General features: G+C 41.9%; 15 protein-coding genes and 1 pseudogene. 11 read left to right on the top strand and 5 right to left on the bottom strand.

The genetic code is table 11. From position 1 onward, the window contains the following. Nucleotides 1–642 precede the first annotated feature (642 nt). The 3 genes from MMU07_RS14575 to MMU07_RS14585 all read right to left on the bottom strand — a co-directional run bounded on the left by MMU07_RS14575 (nt 643) and on the right by MMU07_RS14585 (nt 2,833). Nucleotides 643–849 carry a DUF4372 domain-containing protein gene (locus MMU07_RS14575; RefSeq protein ID WP_241126610.1) on the bottom strand — a complete coding sequence of 69 codons (207 nt, stop codon included), beginning with the start codon at nt 847–849 and terminating at the stop codon, nt 643–645. 248 nt (nt 850–1,097) lie between these two features. Further along, nucleotides 1,098–2,477 (bottom strand): DEAD/DEAH box helicase, encoded by a 1,380-nt coding sequence (locus tag MMU07_RS14580; RefSeq protein ID WP_241126611.1) that lies wholly within the window; start codon nt 2,475–2,477, stop codon nt 1,098–1,100. Between the two features lie 11 nt (nt 2,478–2,488). Then, nucleotides 2,489–2,833 carry a DoxX family protein gene (locus MMU07_RS14585; protein WP_241126612.1) on the bottom strand — a complete coding sequence of 115 codons (345 nt, stop codon included), beginning with the start codon at nt 2,831–2,833 and terminating at the stop codon, nt 2,489–2,491. A gap of 135 nt (nt 2,834–2,968) precedes the next feature. On the opposite strand from MMU07_RS14585, the gene MMU07_RS14590 reads away from it, so the two are divergent. From MMU07_RS14590 to tyrS, 3 genes and pseudogenes are all read left to right on the top strand, one after another. After that, nucleotides 2,969–4,030 (top strand): carboxypeptidase-like regulatory domain-containing protein, encoded by a 1,062-nt coding sequence (locus MMU07_RS14590; RefSeq protein WP_241126613.1) that lies wholly within the window; start codon nt 2,969–2,971, stop codon nt 4,028–4,030. Then, a pseudogene (locus tag MMU07_RS14595) lies at nt 4,030–5,871 on the top strand (gamma-glutamyltransferase family protein). The gene MMU07_RS14590 and the pseudogene MMU07_RS14595 overlap by 1 nt, the downstream one beginning before the upstream one ends. Nucleotides 5,872–6,011: 140 nt before the next feature. Further along, entirely contained in the window at nt 6,012–7,307 is a 1,296-nt protein-coding gene (gene tyrS, locus MMU07_RS14600; protein ID WP_241126614.1) for a tyrosine--tRNA ligase, read from the top strand. Nucleotides 7,308–7,595: 288 nt separating this feature from the next. Here tyrS and MMU07_RS14605 read toward each other — a convergent pair whose 3' ends face one another. Beyond that, the gene (locus MMU07_RS14605) at nt 7,596–8,366 is read right to left on the bottom strand and encodes an SDR family NAD(P)-dependent oxidoreductase (RefSeq protein ID WP_241126615.1); all 771 of its coding nucleotides are present in this window, start codon (nt 8,364–8,366) and stop codon (nt 7,596–7,598) included. 860 nt (nt 8,367–9,226) lie between these two features. On the opposite strand from MMU07_RS14605, the gene MMU07_RS14610 reads away from it, so the two are divergent. The 3 genes from MMU07_RS14610 to MMU07_RS14620 all read left to right on the top strand — a co-directional run bounded on the left by MMU07_RS14610 (nt 9,227) and on the right by MMU07_RS14620 (nt 11,137). Next, nucleotides 9,227–9,865, top strand: a complete 639-nt coding sequence (locus MMU07_RS14610; protein ID WP_241126616.1) for a hypothetical protein — start codon at nt 9,227–9,229, stop codon at nt 9,863–9,865. An 84-nt stretch (nt 9,866–9,949) separates the two neighbouring features. Further along, entirely contained in the window at nt 9,950–10,651 is a 702-nt protein-coding gene (locus MMU07_RS14615) for a TetR/AcrR family transcriptional regulator (protein WP_241126617.1), read from the top strand. 258 nt (nt 10,652–10,909) lie between these two features. After that, a complete protein-coding gene (locus MMU07_RS14620; RefSeq protein WP_241126618.1) occupies nt 10,910–11,137 on the top strand; it encodes a hypothetical protein in 228 nt (75 codons plus the stop codon). A gap of 265 nt (nt 11,138–11,402) precedes the next feature. On the opposite strand, the gene MMU07_RS14625 is transcribed toward MMU07_RS14620, so the two are convergent. Further along, nucleotides 11,403–12,374, bottom strand: a complete 972-nt coding sequence (locus MMU07_RS14625) for a zinc-dependent alcohol dehydrogenase family protein (protein WP_241126619.1) — start codon at nt 12,372–12,374, stop codon at nt 11,403–11,405. Nucleotides 12,375–12,677: 303 nt separating this feature from the next. On the opposite strand from MMU07_RS14625, the gene MMU07_RS14630 reads away from it, so the two are divergent. The 5 genes from MMU07_RS14630 to MMU07_RS14650 are packed head-to-tail and all read left to right on the top strand — an operon-like array spanning nt 12,678 to nt 16,735. Beyond that, a complete protein-coding gene (locus tag MMU07_RS14630) occupies nt 12,678–13,445 on the top strand; it encodes an SDR family NAD(P)-dependent oxidoreductase (protein WP_241126620.1) in 768 nt (255 codons plus the stop codon). Nucleotides 13,446–13,456: 11 nt separating this feature from the next. Further along, nucleotides 13,457–14,662, top strand: a complete 1,206-nt coding sequence (locus tag MMU07_RS14635; protein WP_241126621.1) for an acyl-CoA dehydrogenase family protein — start codon at nt 13,457–13,459, stop codon at nt 14,660–14,662. After that, a complete protein-coding gene (locus MMU07_RS14640) occupies nt 14,655–14,825 on the top strand; it encodes a hypothetical protein (RefSeq protein WP_241126622.1) in 171 nt (56 codons plus the stop codon). Before MMU07_RS14635 ends, MMU07_RS14640 begins: the two co-directional genes overlap by 8 nt. Continuing rightward, a complete protein-coding gene (locus MMU07_RS14645; RefSeq protein ID WP_241126623.1) occupies nt 14,822–15,853 on the top strand; it encodes a phosphotransferase family protein in 1,032 nt (343 codons plus the stop codon). The genes MMU07_RS14640 and MMU07_RS14645 overlap by 4 nt, the downstream gene beginning before the upstream one ends. Before the next feature lie 3 nt (nt 15,854–15,856). Continuing rightward, nucleotides 15,857–16,735 (top strand): 3-hydroxyacyl-CoA dehydrogenase, encoded by an 879-nt coding sequence (locus MMU07_RS14650; RefSeq protein WP_241126624.1) that lies wholly within the window; start codon nt 15,857–15,859, stop codon nt 16,733–16,735. Nucleotides 16,736–16,944 lie beyond the last annotated feature (209 nt).

Below are 16,944 nucleotides of genomic sequence, written 5' to 3' on the forward strand. Positions count from 1 at the left end.
GGAATTATACTTTGTTTCCGTATCACTCCATTCGACAATTTGTTTTTCACCGATTTTTTATAGGATGCGATGCCATTGATGCTGCACTCAATTTCAAAATGACCGGACTTTTATTCCTTTAAATTGGGCTTATTGAGCTCGTAGGCTTTGCCTACTGATTTCAATTTAGCTCAAAATCAAAGTTTATTTCATTTACATAAAGCGTTAAAGAATTAAATTGAATTAAAATGTAAATGAACGGAATGTGTCAAATGCTTGAAAGCATGAGTTGGCAAATGTTTTTCTGGTCAAGAATGGGGCTGAATATGCTGCAAAGGCCCAAGATGCGCTCTATTTTTTGTGAGTCAGGGTCTGGTGACCCTTGACGATAAGGGGAACGAGAATCCCTGAGTCTGGAGAACACCTCATTGCCCCGGATTTCTTCTACGGAGACGACATTGATACCTGATGAATTTCTGATGTCGCTGGTATTCCTTTTCAAATTTTTTCATATTTTTATACTGTCGTCCGACAAAAATATGCATGGAAATAAAGCTCCTCTATTTGATAAATAGGGGGTTTTTTAATTCATATTGAAAAGTACCCCTACCCGGTGAACATTATTTTTGTTTAGATATAATTAAGTTCCTTTTGAAATATACTTTACCAATAGGCCCCCGAATTGACTGGGAACTTTTCAAGGCTGACGTATGAGCAGAGGTTTTTTGCTGCCACCATCACCATGGTGGAATGGTCTGCGGATTTAAGTTTCTTGTAATACCTGTCTGAATTTTCCTGTTCCACGACTTCATTGAAAATCTCTTTCGGGATCAGTGATAAAAGCTTAGCAATAGTGGGGTGTCCAGACAAAAAATTATTATTACCTTGCTTTATATTGTTTTTTCTTGGTCGAAACAACAATAAAAAAAAGATGGGACGGCTTTAAAGCTTCCCATCTTTCATTTTGTATTATTCTCAGATTAAATTATTTCCCATACTTTTGATCTCGGACGACAGTATATTATAATATTGGACAACTTCCAACTTCCTTACTTCGGACTTCCATCCCATATAAGGTATAATAATGGGAATCCATCAAAGAAGCTGATTAAAACAGATTACTCAATCACATTGGTTCTTTTTCCAAAAGGAGTGTTCTTGTCTTTGTTTGTTTCAGTAGGCTTTTCTCTTGGAGGTCTCTGACTTTGTACTGATTCTGCAGGTTTTGCCTGACCTGGTTCTTTGGCTGATGCGTTTTGGTTGTCCCTAGGCTTGAAGTTTTTCTTCTTTTTGGAATTCTTGGAGAAACCTTTCTTTCCTTTGAAATCCCCCGCTTTTTCCGGATGATGGCTCTTACTTTTGTAATCAGGCCCTGATTGAAATCCTTCGGGAAGTGGAAACTTTTCTATTTCCATTCCGATCATCTGCTCGATGCGGGAAAGTTTGTATTGGTCTTTGTCACTTACAAAAGTGATGGCTTCCCCATTGCTGTCGGCCCTTGCGGTACGTCCTACCCTGTGTACATAGTCTTCAGGGTCATTTGGTGTATCGTAATTGATTACCAACTCAATCCCCACCACATCTATTCCGCGGGAAATGATGTCTGTCCCGATTAGAATTTTGAGGGATTTGTTTTTAAATCTTGACATGATTATTTCTCTTTCAACTTGCTCTAAGTCAGAGTGAAAAGCCTCAATATCAAAATCTTTTTTCAACAGCTTGTAAAGGTTTTTTACTTTTTCTTTGGTTGAAGCAAAAATGATCACTGCCTCATAGTCCTTTTTGGAAAGTATATGTCTCACCAAAGCTTCCTTTTGGGTTTCATATACTAAATACACTCCCTGCGTCACATTGGCGGCTGTTTTTCCTATAGCTAAACTTATCTCTTCAGGATTATTGAGGAGCTGTTTGGAAAACTGCCTGATTTTCGGTGGCATTGTGGCAGAAAAAAGAATCGTCTGCCTGTTTTTCGGAAGGTAATTGACGATTTTGAGAATATCTTCTGAAAAACCCATATCGAGCATCCTGTCCGCCTCGTCCATGATGAGATGCTCCAATTTGTCGAAATTGATTTTGCCCCCGGCCAATAATGCTATCAGCCTTCCGGGAGTAGCCACGATGATTTCGGCACCTACTTCCATGGCTTTTTTCTGCTGTTCCCATGCAATGCCGTCGCCACCGCCATAGACAGGAATGGAACTTATACCCAAGAAATAAGCAAATCCTTGGATCTGTTGGTCAATCTGTATGGCCAATTCCCTCGTAGGGGCCAAGATCAGGGTATTCAGTCCGGTCTGACCTTCTTTGGCCATTTTGTTAAGAATCGGCAGAATAAATGCTGCAGTTTTTCCGGTACCTGTCTGTGCACAGGCAATCAGGTCTTTGCCCTGTTGGATGACAGGAATGGCAAATTCTTGGATGGGAGTTGGTTTATCAAAACCCATGGCATCAAGTCCTTCATTAAGGCTTGATTCAAAATTAAAATCACTAAAATTCAAAGTCAATCTGTTTAGACATATAAATAGGCCCAGGCAATAAGCGCAAATTGCATCGGCAACCTCAGGAATAGGGCCCATTTTGGTATTCCTTTGGCACCTTTTTGATACATATAAATATTGGCGGGGAAAACGGCCACAAGAAGAAGAATTATTCCGATGGCAGCAATTGACCTAGTAGGTTCAAATAACAATCCCAAGCCAAAAACAAGTTCAAACATTCCAGCTAATGCATTTAGCAGTTGAGGTTTTGGAAAATACGGCGGAATTATTTTAATGAACATCTTTGGTTTGACAAAATGCATCGCTCCCGCAAAAACATAAAACCCACCCATTAAGTAAAGAAAAAATAAGTACATGGGTTTTTGTTCATGATATTCCAAATCAATAATTATATTATGGCTTAAATGTAGGATATCATAGCCAAATTACAAAACAAAAGCCATTCCTATCTATTTATAATCAATGCTTTAAAAACGGGTAAAAAACCAAAAATGAGAAAATTCAGAAGGTTGTTTGTGCTGATTGCAATTTTAACTTTTACAGCAAATGAATTGATTGCCCAACGTTATTCAATTACAGGCATATTGAGAAACGGCGCTACAGAGGAGCTTATCTCCGGTGCGGAAATCACTTTGAAAGATTTTGCTTTTTTCGCAGTGTCAAACGAATCAGGAAGGTTTGCGATTGACAGTGTCTTTTCAAATACTTATGTTTTGAACATCAAAATGAACGGTTTCCAATCCTATCAGGCACAGGTTCAAGTCAAAGATAATTTGAATATGGGAGTAATTACACTTTTTCCAATGGGCTATGAAGATGCTACAGGGGCTGCTTTGCAAAAGACAATTCGAGCGACAAACATTGCTGAATTATTCAACAAACGACCAAATTTTGGAAGTGGAAATGCCATTTATGGTATTCCTCCCGAACCCAAAAAGCTTCAGGGGAACTTTTATTTGGATACAAAGTGGAACAAAGCTTCTATTCTTCTTTACAAAAATGAAGAATTGATTGAAGGTTACTTTGTGAGATATAATATCAACACCAATACATTTGAACTAAGGTCAGAAAATTCTGAAGAAGCCACTACAGTCCCCGGATTGAGGGTTAGAAACATTGTTTGGATAGATTCCGAGCATGGGGTACCAAGGTATTTTATCAATGGAATGGATTTCAAAGATGAGGGTTCGCCTATTGCAGGATTTTTTGAGGTCTTGGTTGATGGAAAACTACCCTTGGTCCGCAGGACAATCGCCTCCATCAGGGAATCAAATTACAACCAAGCATTGATGGTCGGTGAACCTGATGACAGGGTGGTAAAAAGGTATGTGTATTACTATATAGAAGGCAAAAATGTCATCGAAATCTCTAAAAACAAGAAAAAGATATTTACGATTTTCGGAGAAAACCAATTTGAATTGGAATCATTTGCCGAAAGCAACAACCTCAATCTCAAGGAAGCTTCTTCCCTTTTCAGTCTATTCACCCAATACAACAGCAAATTTGAGGGCTTTGACCCTTTACTCCCCAAATTAATCGACAATCAGCCATGATGAAAAAACCGATAATTCTTCTGTTCCTCAGTTTTTGTTTTGTAAGTGCAATTGCGCAAACACAAAAACCGCCTCTTCATGGCAAACACTGGATGGCAATCACCGGAAAACCCCTTGGTGCTACCGCAGGCGCCATGATTTTCAACCAAGGTGGAAACGCTGTTGACGCTTCCTGCGCCATGCTTGCCGCTGTCTGTACCATGTGGGATGTATTGAGTTGGGGTGGCGAAACGCAGGCTTTGATCTACAATCCCAAAACCGGAAAAGTCATCGCCATCAATGCCATGGGAATCGCACCAACAGGAGCTACGGCGGATTTTTTCAAAGAAAAAGGAATGGCCTATCCACCTGAATTCGGTCCATTGGCGGCTACGACTCCGGGTACACCTGGCGGATTGATGACCATATTGGCTGAATATGGCACGATGAGTTTGGAACAAGTCCTCGCTCCCGCCATGGAAATGGCAAAAGGATATCCAATCGAAGCCCAAACTGCCAATATGATTGAAAACAGGAAGGACCTCATCAAAGAATGGCCTTATTCCAAGAAGGTGTTTTTGCCACACCTTGGAGAAGAAAGAGAAGCTCCCTATCCGGGAGAAGTCTTTGTGCAGGAAGACCTGTATCAGACTTTGAAGAAATTGGTGGATACAGAAAAAGCCGCACTTGCAGCCGGGAAATCGAGGAAAGAAGCCATTTATGCAGCCTATGAGCGTTTTTACAAGGGAGATATTGCGGCTGAAATTGTAAGGGGAGCAAGAGAACAGGGCGGACTTTTCACGATGGAAGATTTTGCCAAATGGAAAGTGAAAATCGAAGAACCTTTGAAAGTAAATTACAAAGGCATAGATGTCTATAAACTTCAGGAATGGACCCAAGGTCCTGCATTGCTCCAAAGTCTGAATATCCTGGAAAATTTTGACCTCAAGTCAATGGGATACAATTCAGCCAATTATATCAATACAGTCTATCAAAGCATGAGTTTGGCATTTTCAGATCGTGATTTCTATTACGGCGATCCTGACTTTGCACCCAAAAGCCCGATGAAGGGCTTGCTTTCCAAAGAATATGCGAAAGAGCGGGCAAAACTGATCAAAGAAAAGAACGATCCCAAAATCGGCCCGGGAGACCCCTACCCTTTTCAGGGAGAAACCAATCCATTTACACATCTCTTGGCAGACAGGAAAGAAGCTTTGGTGTACGACCGGCCCGAACTGCCGATCCAAGGCTTAGACGATCCTTTTCTGGACCATTTTCTTGCCGGTACGACATCCATACAGGCAGCAGATGCAGAAGGATGGGTTGTTTCTATCACGCCCTCAGGAGGTTGGATTCCGGCCACCATCGCAGGAAATACAGGTGTGGGCATGAGTCAGAGAATGTAGAGCTTCGTCTTGGATGAAAAGCTCAATCCCTTCAATGTCCTAGAACCGGGAAAAAGACCAAGGGTAACCCTGACCCCAAGTATGGCACTGAAAGATGGTAAACCCTTCTTGTCCTTTGCGGTGCAGGGCGGAGATACCCAAGACCAGGACTTGTTGCAGTTATTTTTGAATATCGTGGAGTTTGGGATGACCGTACAGGAAGCTGCAGAGGCAGCCAATATCCATAACTACCAGATCCAATCTTCCTTTGGGGCGCATGAGTCAAAACCCGGGTCTATCACGCTCAACAGTCAAGTACCTTCTTGGGTGAGGAAAGATTTGCAAAATAGAGGCTACAAGCCAAATATGCTGGACAGGACATCCGGCCCACTCAATGCCATTTGGTTTGATTGGAAGCATGGGACATTTTGGGGAGGATCGAGCAACCACGGTGAAGATTATGGGATAGCATGGTAAACCGATTTCAGAATTGCTAGAAACATCAATTCTATTTTGAAATCTCTTTTTGAATCAAACTTGATTAAGAAATCCTCGATTTATTCCTAATCAGGAATTCAAAAAACTATATTTGCACCTTCAAAAAATCAGAGTTTCCCATGAATAACTTTATTGAAGAGCTGCGCTGGAGAGGAATGCTTCAGGATATGACCCCGGAGATCGAAGAATACCTGAACAAAGGAATGGCATCTGCCTACCTTGGATTCGACCCGACAGCTGATTCACTGCATATCGGTCACCTTGTCGGGGTGATGACTTTGCTCCATTTCCAAAGGGCAGGCCACAAACCTTATGCACTCGTGGGAGGTGCTACAGGGATGATCGGTGATCCGAGTTTCAAGTCAGCAGAAAGAAACCTTTTGGATAAAGCCACTTTGGACCACAACGTGTCATGCCTTCAGACCCAATTGTCCCATTTTTTGGACTTTGGTGAGGGAAAACAAAACAAAGCTGAACTGGTCAATAATTACGATTGGATGTCCCAATTTTCATTTTTGGAATTCATCCGGGATGTGGGCAAATACATTACCGTAAACTACATGATGGCCAAGGATTCGGTCAAAAGAAGATTGGAAGACGGAAATGGCCTGTCATTTACAGAGTTTTCGTACCAATTGATCCAAGGATATGATTTCTACCATTTGTGGAAAAACAAGGATGTAGCCATCCAACTTGGGGGTTCTGACCAATGGGGAAATATCGTCACCGGTACAGAATTGATCCGCAAAATGGAAGGTGGAAGTGCCTATGCGCTGACTGTCCCTTTGATTACCAAAGCTGACGGTACCAAATTCGGAAAGACCGAAAGTGGATCCGTTTGGCTCGATCCAGAGAAGACCTCACCTTATGCTTTTTACCAGTTTTGGCTGAATGTCTCTGATGAAGACGCATCTAAGTACATCAGGATTTTTACGGTTTTGGATCAGCAAACTGTTCTAAACTTGGAAAAAGAACAGACCGATGCTCCTCACCTCAGGGTAATCCAAAAAGAAATTGCCAAGCAGGTTACCATCATGGTGCATGGAGAAAATGAATACAACATGGCCGTAAAAGCCTCAGAAATTCTTTTTGGGAAATCATCCACCGAAGACCTCGCCACACTCAATGAACGGACATTCCTGCAGGTGTTTGATGGCGTACCTCAGGCCGAGATTTCCAGATCTGAGTATGAGTCGGCTGCAAATGTCGTAGACCTTCTGTCAGAAAAAACCAATGGACTTATCTTTCCTTCCAAAGGTGAAGCAAGAAAAATGATTCAGGGAGGCGGTGTTTCGATCAACAAAGAGAAAGTTACAGACCCCAACCAAGGTCTTTCTTTTTCACTGCTTCAAGGGAAGTACTTATTGGTCCAAAAAGGCAAAAAACAGTATTACATCATTTCTGTAATTGCTTGATAAAAATTTACATGGATATACGCTTCTTTGCCAGTAACCCTATTTTCTTCTTCATGGGGACGGAAGACGGAAGTCGGAAGACCGATGTACCGGATATTTCAGTCTGCAGACAAAAATTTAAATGGATATCCAATCTACTGGCATAATTGTGTACATACATTTAATTTTATGTTAAGATCAATCGAGATGGTTAGGTAAGGTTAAAATGATCTTACCTGACTATTCTCGAACCTGATTTGTTTTTTCATGGGTATTTGCAGTTCCATTTCAAGATTTGTTTTAAGCAGATCAGCTTATTTCTTTCTTTGCTATCTTGGTCATCAAGGGAGTTTTGATCCAGGTAGGCAAAATCTTTATGAGGAGCCAAACCAGAGGGTTCACTATGATTTCAGCTTTCTTTTCAAATAACTGACGAATACTTTTCTTAGCGATTACCTCAGGTTCTAAAATCATAAACTTACCAAAAAGACCTTTTTCAACTCTTTTTATCACGTCTCCATTAGTTTTTATAGGGCCGGGACAGACTACACTTACAGAGACGTTGGTATCTTTCAACTCTTGGTTAAGTCCTCTTGAAAATGAGTATATAAATGATTTTGATGCAGGATAGACGGTTTTAAAACCGATAGGGAGATAGGCCGCCAAACTTGAAACATTCAGGATATATCCTTTAGGTTGCCTCAGCAGGTTTGGCAAAAGCAGGCTGGTAAGCACCGAGGTAGTTACAATATTCAGGTTCAAAATCTTATTGATATATGCTAAAGGAGCATCGGTCATGTTTTTGGTACCTCCCGTTCCTACATTATTTATCAATATCATGATATCAAAATGAAGGTTTATCCAAGTCGCCAGATCAATTACATTTGTATATACCGACAAGTCCGTTTCATAATACCTGCAGTCTACCTTGTATTTTTCCTTCAATTCCTCACAAAAGACACTCAACCCGTTATTTGGCCGGCTTACGAGTATGGTATTGATTTTTCTTTTAGACAATTCTATGGCGAAGGCCTTACCCAAACCTAGCCTAGCCCCTGTAATCAGCGCATATTGGCTCATATTCGATGTTTTTTTAAAAACTGTTGAATTTCAGCGATTAAAATAAAATGATGAATTGCTCAAAATCTTAATTGTGGCCTCCAAACAGCTCAACATCCGGTTCTTACATTTACTTTACTTTGGATGACTTTTTGAGTGCTTTCGATTGGAAGTATGCATTGTACGAATCAACAGGGTTGCTTTACCCTACCTCAAGATTGCAAAAAATCAATTTATTATTTCAAGGAGAATGGATTTTTATTAAAAAAAACATAAAAAATATTAGGTGGATTCACCTTGTTGCACCTCCCCGGCAAGTTCGGAATTTATCTACTGAATAACTGAACTCCTTATGTTCGAGGTGGGGAGGAATGATCCTGAAGCTTCGGGAGGCCGGCACAGGAATTCTGCGTGGATAAGGGATTAAAACGGGAGTTTTAATAGCTAGATTGTGCGGTTGCCCGTCTTGGCTTTTTTGGCTGCTTTTTTTGCTTAGAAAAAAGTAGCTGTAAAATTGATTGTTGGATTTCATGAAACCCCAAGAAAATCTTTATGGTAAATTTTGGTATGTGCATTCATTCGAAAACCTATAAAAAATATAGTCCTTCTTTCTAGACTAAAATCTAATTGTAATAGGTCTTAAATCGATTACTCGCTGTTGTTTGATATTTTAAATAGAACTCCATCGACCAACTATTTTTAAAAAGATGATTCAAGTTAGTTGGAGCCAATCACGGAAATCAACGATTAGGAGTAAATTTTTTAATCTTCTTCCTTCCATAATTTAATTCACTTGTGATGGATTATTAAAGTGGATTCAGGTTAATCCTGCCTTTTTAAGCGTATTTTTTATACCTTTGAATTACACAGGTTATTGAACTATGCGAATTTCTTCCCTTTTTTTATTTCTATCTCTATTTATTTTTTCAGGCATTTTATCATCCTGCATTGAAGAAGATCCCCAAGTTCCTGAAGCCACTACAGCAGATATCGACAGGGTTGTAGACAAGATTCACGAAGGATTCTTTATCTTCTCCATTCAGGGAGGTACCAAAACTCAGGCATTTTCGATTGAAAATGAGGGAATGGACGGGGTATATGGGATCAGAATGGCTGACCTTGAAAACCTTGAAGATGAGGATCTTACCTTGTTTGCCTGTGCCAATGCCTTAAATCCCGGGATTCTCCAAAAAATCAAAATCAATGAGGCAAGCAACACCTTTGCAGTTTGCAGGTATGCGGTGGGCTTGTCCTATATCGCTGAAATCGAGGTTTTGCTAGGAGAAAGTGAAGCTGAAAGACTGGAATTGATCCAAAAGTTTGAGCAAGGCTTCCTTACAGCATCAGAATTGGACAAAGAAATGGATGATTTGAGGGAAACATTTGCGGTTTCTTATTTGGGTATAAAGAATTTTTATAGCGAATATTTCAGGGAGTGCCTGCATACTCTTGTTACTGAAATCAGTGTTATCCTTAATAAGGAACAATGGCAGATTTTTATCAAATGTATTGACAATTAGTCATTTGCTTATCAGCATCAAAATAATCTGTAATTTTCTGACTCGCGTTTAATATATTTGAACTTCATTCGAATAATTTCAATTATGGGAGTACAGGAAAGACAACAGAAAGAAAAATTGATATTAGAGGCTTCAATCAGGCTTTTTATAGAGAAAGGTTATCATGCTACCAAAATGGAAGATGTGGCCAAGACATCCAAAATAAGCAAAGGACTCACCTATTTTTATTATAAAAACAAAGAAGACCTGTACATGGCGGTTACCAAAAAAGCCTTTGATGAACTGAAAGACGTATTCCGCGATATCATCAAAATCAAAGGCAAAAACGGGCTTGACATGCTGGTAGAACTTTCAAACAATTACTTCAAGTTTGCGAAAAACAACCGTATGTTTTATGAAGCCATTTTGAATTTTATGGGATTGGTACAGCTATACAACGATGAAAAGCTGAAGTCAAATATCGATCCTTTGGTTTTGGCAAGTGAGCATTTTCAGAAGCTGCTTGAAGTCCACCATGATTGTGGCAAAATCGGGACCCAAATGGTCGTACATGGAATTAAGGATGGCAGCATCAGGCCGGAGTTACAGCCCGAGGCCACTTTCTACACGATTTGGGCCATGTTGGTAGGATACGAGAGGCTGTTGGGTCCGGTTGGATTCGAAGGAAAAGATGCCAAAATCAACCTGGAAACCTGGAAACCTTCTTTCAACCGACTGCTACAAGACATGCTCAAAGGAACTTTTCAGGCTCAAAAAGTACAACCGGTACAGGGGAGTTTGTTTTAGTGAATTCGTCACCTTCGCAGTAGGTATGACGGTTGGTGTTGCGTCATGCTGAACCGGAGCTTGCGGAGGAGAAGCATCTCATCATTTAAATTGGTCAGACTCTTCGCTACCATTGACATAATCTTAAGTCACTCTGAGTGTAGCGAAGGGTCTCTTTTTTCTGAGATCTTTCATCCTTCCCGAAAAATTGGGACAGGCTGTACCTCCTTCAGGATGACGTAACGCCAACCCTCATTCCCCATTCTGAATATTAGCAAAGTGTTTAAGACTACCAATGACGTGGATATCTTGGTCGTCACACTGAACGTAGAGAAGTGTCTCATCAAAGAGAATCTTCTCCCATACAGCTGTCGGGATTCGCAGGCTGCGGTTCAGGGTGACGTGAATATCTTAGTCGTCACCCTGAGTGAAGCGAAGGGTCTCTTTTTTCTGAGATCTTTCATCCTTCCCGAAAAATTGGGACAGGCTGTACCTCCTTCAGGATGACGTAACGCCAACCCTCATTCCCCATTCTGAATATTAGCAAAGTGTTTAAGACTACCAATGACGTGGATATCTTGGTCGTCACACTGAACGTAGTGAAGTGTCTCCTTATTCAGAGATCTTTCATCCTCGTACCTCGGATTCAAGATGACGAAACAACCGTCATTTCCTTTTCTGAACATTTTTTTAAATGTTGGGGACTCAGAATGACAGAGGATCAAGCATCATCAGAAAAAAGCATAAAGGAGAGAATCTTCTCTCCTTTTTTTTATTTGGAAACCAACAATACTTTTCCGTTTCTTCCACCTTTTTCGTAGGCTTCCAATGCTTCCCTGAATTGCTCCAAAGGAAAGGAATCCTGCACATCTACCTTCACTTTATTGGAAAGCAGATAAGTAAACACAGTCTTGAATACCGTTTTTCTTTGTTCGGCGCTCAGGCTTTCCATATAAGTGGTCAACCAAAAACCTTCAACTTTCAGGTTTTTGAAGATCAACAAGCCGGAATTCAAAGGAATATTTTCCAGACTCAGCAATCCAAAAACCATCATTTTTCCACCCGTTTTTAGGCTTGCGATGGCTTTGGCACCGAGAATCCCTCCTACTGCATCAAATACAACGGATACTCCTTCTCCTGTTTGTTCGGCAATTACCTTTTGAAGTTTTTCCTTCTCAGTATTGATGACAAGGTCCGCACCAATGGATTGTAGCATTTCCTTTTGGTCATCCCTACGGACTGTGCAGGCGACTTTGATGCCTTTTTGATGCGCCATTTGGATGGCCAATTTGCCAAAAGCAGAAGCCCCCGCAGTGATCAACAACCAATCTCCTTCTTTCAGTCCACTCGTTTCAATCATCCCATATGCTGTCAAAGGGTTGACAAATGCCTGACAGGCTACCTCATCTGTCATTCCCTGCGGTGTAGGGATGACCATTGCTGCAGGAATACAAACATATTCTTTCCAGGTTCCGATAGCGGTAAAAATCACCCTTGTACCTACGGGAATTGAGTTGCTTTCATCGGATGCATCTACGACTCCGGCTGCTTCGAATCCTGCGCTGCTTGGTAGTTTGGGTGTGATGCCATACATACCCCTTACAAACATGATGTCCGATGGATTGATGTTGCGTGCAGTTACTTTGATCCTGACTTCATGCGGTTTTGGCTGTGGCATGGGGGCTTCCTCAAGCTGTAACACTGCTGAAGGAAGGCCTGTTTGGGTGAAAATTACTTGTTTCATTATTCTGTTAAATTGAGTTTTTATGTTTGTACGCAAAGATGCCACTAGATTGGATTAATATTAAATCTGGTCCACCGACCGAAATGCCCGGTACTTCCGACTTCTGTCTTCTGTCTTCCGTCCAGCTTGAAGAAAAACAACCGGTTACCGTCAAAGAAGCGGATAACCAAAAGCGTTTTTTATCTGAATTCAAAAATGAAGTTATAAAAAATACTCGGTATGCATAATATTTTTCTTATCCGAATAGCCATTAAATGCTTTAATTTTTATCTTGTAACCTATATAACAACCCAAATAACAATTATGGATTTATCTGCATTATTTTCATTGGCAAACAAAGTGGCCATCATCACAGGTGCCAGCAAAGGTATAGGTTTCGGAATCGCAGAGATTTTTGCTGCTGCAGGGGCCAAAGTGGTAATCAGCAGCAGAAAGCAGGAAGCATTGGATGAAATGGCCACCCAACTAAGAGAAAAAGGCTATGAAGTTTCTGCCATTGCCTGCAATGTAGGCCGCATGGAAGAGTTGGACAGCCTGGTCAAGCAGACCATCGAAAAATACGGACAAATCGATATTTTGGTCAACAATGCTGCGGTAAACCCTGTTTTTGGACCGGTTCACAATACGACTCCCGAGGCTTTTGACAAGATCATGGATGTCAATGTCAAAGCTCCATTTCACCTGATGAATCTATGTTTTCCTTACCTGCGGGCTTCCTCCGGCGCGGCAGTGATCAACATCAGTTCGATCGGTGGCATATCGCCCGAACAAGGATTGGGAATCTACAGTGTCAGCAAGGCCGCCTTGATTTCCCTTTCAAAAGTATATGCCAAAGAATGGGGCGACCATAAAATCCGCGTCAATACCATCTGCCCGGGATTGATCCAAACCAAATTTTCAGAGGCACTTTGGAGCAATGAAAAAATCATGGAACACATGATGAAAGCCCTCCCTATCAAACGGGTGGGAACAAGTGAGGAAATCGGTGCCATGGCGCTCTTTTTGGCATCCAAAGCCTCTTCCTACACCACCGGCGCTACCTTGACAGCCGACGGAGGTTTTACCATTTAATCTTCAACCTTATGGAATTCAATAAAATATTTGCCTCCAAGGAGGTGCAGGACTTGGTATATCGGTACGAGAGTTTTATCCAAACCCATGTCCATCCTTTGGAGCAGGAAGCTGTTTATGGTTCTTTCAGGGCAGTTTTGCCGAAGTTGAAATCCTTGAGGGAACTGGCAAAAAAGGAAGGACTCTTTGCCCCTCACCTATCCAAAGAAGACGGAGGTTTGGGCCTCGACCTGACAGAATTTGCAAGTATTTCTGAGGTGTTGGGAAAAAGCCCCCTTGGACATTACATATTCAATTGCAATGCTCCCGATATCGGGAATATGGAACTGATGCACCGCTTTGCCAGCAAAGCGCTAAAGGAAAAATTCCTTGTTCCGCTTCAAAGGGGTGAAATCCGGAGCTGCTTCGCCATGACCGAACCCAATAATCCCGGCAGCAATCCTGTTCATCTTTCGACCACTGCTGTCAGAGAAGGTGATCAATATGTCATCAACGGCCACAAGTGGTTTACCACTGCAGCAGATGGGGCGGATTTTACCATCGTCATGGCAGTGACCGATCCGACTAACCCCAATCCTTACCTGAGGGCAAGCATGATATTGGTTCCTTTGGATAATCCCGGCTACAAATTGCTCCGAAATATCCCCATCATGGGTGATGTCGGCGAAGATTACATGTCTCATGGGGAAGTGATGTTTACCGATTGCAGGGTTCCGATTTCCAACCTGATCGGGGAAGAAGGGCAAGGTTTTGCCCTAGCACAGGAAAGATTGGGGCCGGGCAGAATCCACCACTGCATGCGTTGGATCGGAATCTGTGAGCGGGCTTTGGAAATGATGTGCAGGCGGGCTTTGTCCAGACAGTTGGATCCCGGCAAACCTCTTGCCAACCAGCAAACCATCCAAAATTGGATTGCCGAAGCCGCCGCTGATATCAAAGCCTCGCGACTCCTCGTTATGATGACTGCCCACAAGATCGAGCAGGAAGGGGCGAAAGCCGCCAAAGAGGACATTTCTACAATCAAGTTTTTTGTCTCTGATGTCCTGATGACTACCTTGGACAAAGCCATTCAGGTACATGGGGCATTGGGAATTACCGATGACACTTTGCTTTCATTTTGGTACAGACATGAGCGCGGGGCAAGGATTTACGACGGGCCGGATGAGGTACATAAATCAGTTTTGGCCAAAAGAATCCTAAAAAACTATCATGTATAAACGAAGTGATGCCAGTAAATTGATTATCCATTATAAATCATGGCTGGAAACAAAAATTTCCGGTGCATCGGTCATCCGTCATCGGTCATCCGACCAGTTTGTAGAAGAGTATTGGCCTACCGGCAAAGAAGCGGATATCCACTATAATAATTCCCAAGAATGAACAAGGAACCCCAAGGTCTCGAAAACCTCTTTCCTTTTTTGGAAGCAAAACTGAACCTCGATCGACAAAGTACGGTGATCTCCCAATTTAAGGGAGGGTATTCCAACCTTACTTTTTTGATCAATTCTCCTGATGGGCAATATGTCCTGAGAAGGCCGCCTTTGGGTATGAAAATCAGCAAAGCCCATGACATGGTCCGGGAATTCCGGATTTTGGAGGCGCTGGAGAAAGCCGGATATGACAAAACCCCAAAACCCATATTATGCTGTGAGGACGAAAAGGTCATCGGGGCACCTTTTTTCATCATGGAAAAAGTAGATGGTCTGATTCTCAGGAATAAAATCCCCGAGGGGTTGACGCTCGGAAAGGACTATTTCCAAAAACTATCCAAAAACACGATAGATGGATTATTGGAACTTCATCACCTAGAGCTTGAACAATCAGGTTTGTCCCAATTGGGAAAACCGGAAGGCTATGTGGAAAGACAGGTTTTGGGTTGGTCAGAGCGGTATTTCAATGCAAAAACGGACCAACTGAAGGAATTGGAAGCAGTCAGTGATTGGCTCAAATCAAATCTCCCTAAAAACGAGAATATCGGATTCATCCATAATGATTACAAGTTTGACAACCTCGTCTTGGCCAGTCCTCAGGACCCTACCATCAAAGCTGTTTTGGATTGGGAGATGGCGACAGTCGGAGATCCTCTGATGGATTTTGGCACCTCTTTGGCCTATTGGGCGGAACCGGGAGACTCGGATATCCTCAAAATGTTTAACCTGAGCTACATGAAAGGCAATTTTACCAGGGCGGAAGCCATTGACTATTATGCCTCCAAAAGCCCCCTCAATTTGGAAAATATGATTTTTTATTATACCTATGGTTTATTCAAAGTTGCTGTAATTGCCCAACAGATTTATAAAAGATTTACAATGGGCTTTGCCCAAGATCCAAGGTTTTCTGCATTGATCCATGTAGTAGATGCCTGTGGAAAAAAAGCGATGAACAGTATCCAAACCAATAAAATTTAAACTATGAAAATCAAAAAAGTTTGTGTTCTAGGTGCAGGTACATTGGGAACCCGTGTTGCCCTTCAGGCAGCCCTGTCAGGATATGAGGTTTCCCTTTATGACATCAATCTCAAAGCCCTGAAAAGCGCAAAAGAAGTGATGGAAACGATAGTCACCAAGCTTGCCAAAGCAAGTGGCTTGGAATCCGAATCAGGTTTGATGGCCATCGAAAAGATCACTTTCACCAAAGATCCAAAAGTCGCTGTCCATGAGGCAGATATTATCAATGAAAGTGTTTTGGAAGAAGTGAGTGTCAAGACCGAAGTGTGGAAACTCTTTGGAGAAATCGCTTCTGAAAAAACCATTTTTACCACCAATACCTCCTACCTGTTGCCTTCTATGTTTGCGGAAGTTTCAGGCCGTCCCTCCATGTTTTGTGCCCTGCATTTCCATGATGTATTTACCGCAAAAGTTGTAGACATCATGCCTCATCCGGGCACAGACCCCGCACTGATTCCTTTGCTGATGGATTTTGGCAGGTCCTTGGAACAGGTTCCCGTTTTGGTCAAAAAGGAAAATAACGGGTACTTATTCAATACCATGCTGATGTCATTTATAGGCGCGGCAGGAAAGCTTTTGGTAAACGACATCGCCTCGATTGAGGACATTGATAAGTCTTGGATGGTTAACTTCAACATGCCAGCAGGACCATTTGGAATCTTGGATACCATCGGATTGGAGACCGCTTGGCATGTCACCAAAAACCAGCCTGACAAAGCTTCCCAAGCTTTTGCCGCCCTGCTGAAAACCTACGTCGACGCAGGAAAACTCGGTGAAAAATCCGGTGAGGGATTCTACAAATACCCCAAACCAAAATATAAAAACCTTGATTTCTTGGTGTAAGGCAGAGGTTATTATATGGATATACGCTACTTTGTCAATTAACCAGCATTCAATTACCAACAGGACGGAAGACCGAAGTCGGAAGTCGGGGGTACCGTCCATTTCAGTTTCCTACCAAGGATTAAATTGAATGTAACTACTCAGGTTCTATTTAATTAACCGGAATTCAAGTTTTTTAATTGGTAACTGCTTTTGGGTTTAGCCTGTGT

This window comes from Cognataquiflexum nitidum (genome assembly GCF_022538055.1).
Taxonomy (GTDB): Bacteria; Bacteroidota; Bacteroidia; order Cytophagales; family Cyclobacteriaceae; genus Cognataquiflexum; species Cognataquiflexum nitidum.

Bases quoted from the DNA above. Each gene is read 5' to 3' on its own strand.
- MMU07_RS14585 (WP_241126612.1), bottom strand. From the start codon at position 2,833: ATGTACTTATTTTTTCTTTACTTAATGGGTGGGTTTTATGTTTTTGCG.
- MMU07_RS14590 (WP_241126613.1), top strand. From the start codon at position 2,969: ATGAGAAAATTCAGAAGGTTGTTTGTGCTGATTGCAATTTTAACTTTT.
- tyrS (WP_241126614.1), top strand. From the start codon at position 6,012: ATGAATAACTTTATTGAAGAGCTGCGCTGGAGAGGAATGCTTCAGGAT.
- MMU07_RS14605 (WP_241126615.1), bottom strand. From the start codon at position 8,366: ATGAGCCAATATGCGCTGATTACAGGGGCTAGGCTAGGTTTGGGTAAG.
- MMU07_RS14610 (WP_241126616.1), top strand. From the start codon at position 9,227: ATGCGAATTTCTTCCCTTTTTTTATTTCTATCTCTATTTATTTTTTCA.
- MMU07_RS14615 (WP_241126617.1), top strand. From the start codon at position 9,950: ATGGGAGTACAGGAAAGACAACAGAAAGAAAAATTGATATTAGAGGCT.
- MMU07_RS14625 (WP_241126619.1), bottom strand. From the start codon at position 12,374: ATGAAACAAGTAATTTTCACCCAAACAGGCCTTCCTTCAGCAGTGTTA.
- MMU07_RS14630 (WP_241126620.1), top strand. From the start codon at position 12,678: ATGGATTTATCTGCATTATTTTCATTGGCAAACAAAGTGGCCATCATC.
- MMU07_RS14635 (WP_241126621.1), top strand. From the start codon at position 13,457: ATGGAATTCAATAAAATATTTGCCTCCAAGGAGGTGCAGGACTTGGTA.
- MMU07_RS14640 (WP_241126622.1), top strand. From the start codon at position 14,655: ATGTATAAACGAAGTGATGCCAGTAAATTGATTATCCATTATAAATCA.
- MMU07_RS14645 (WP_241126623.1), top strand. From the start codon at position 14,822: ATGAACAAGGAACCCCAAGGTCTCGAAAACCTCTTTCCTTTTTTGGAA.
- MMU07_RS14650 (WP_241126624.1), top strand. From the start codon at position 15,857: ATGAAAATCAAAAAAGTTTGTGTTCTAGGTGCAGGTACATTGGGAACC.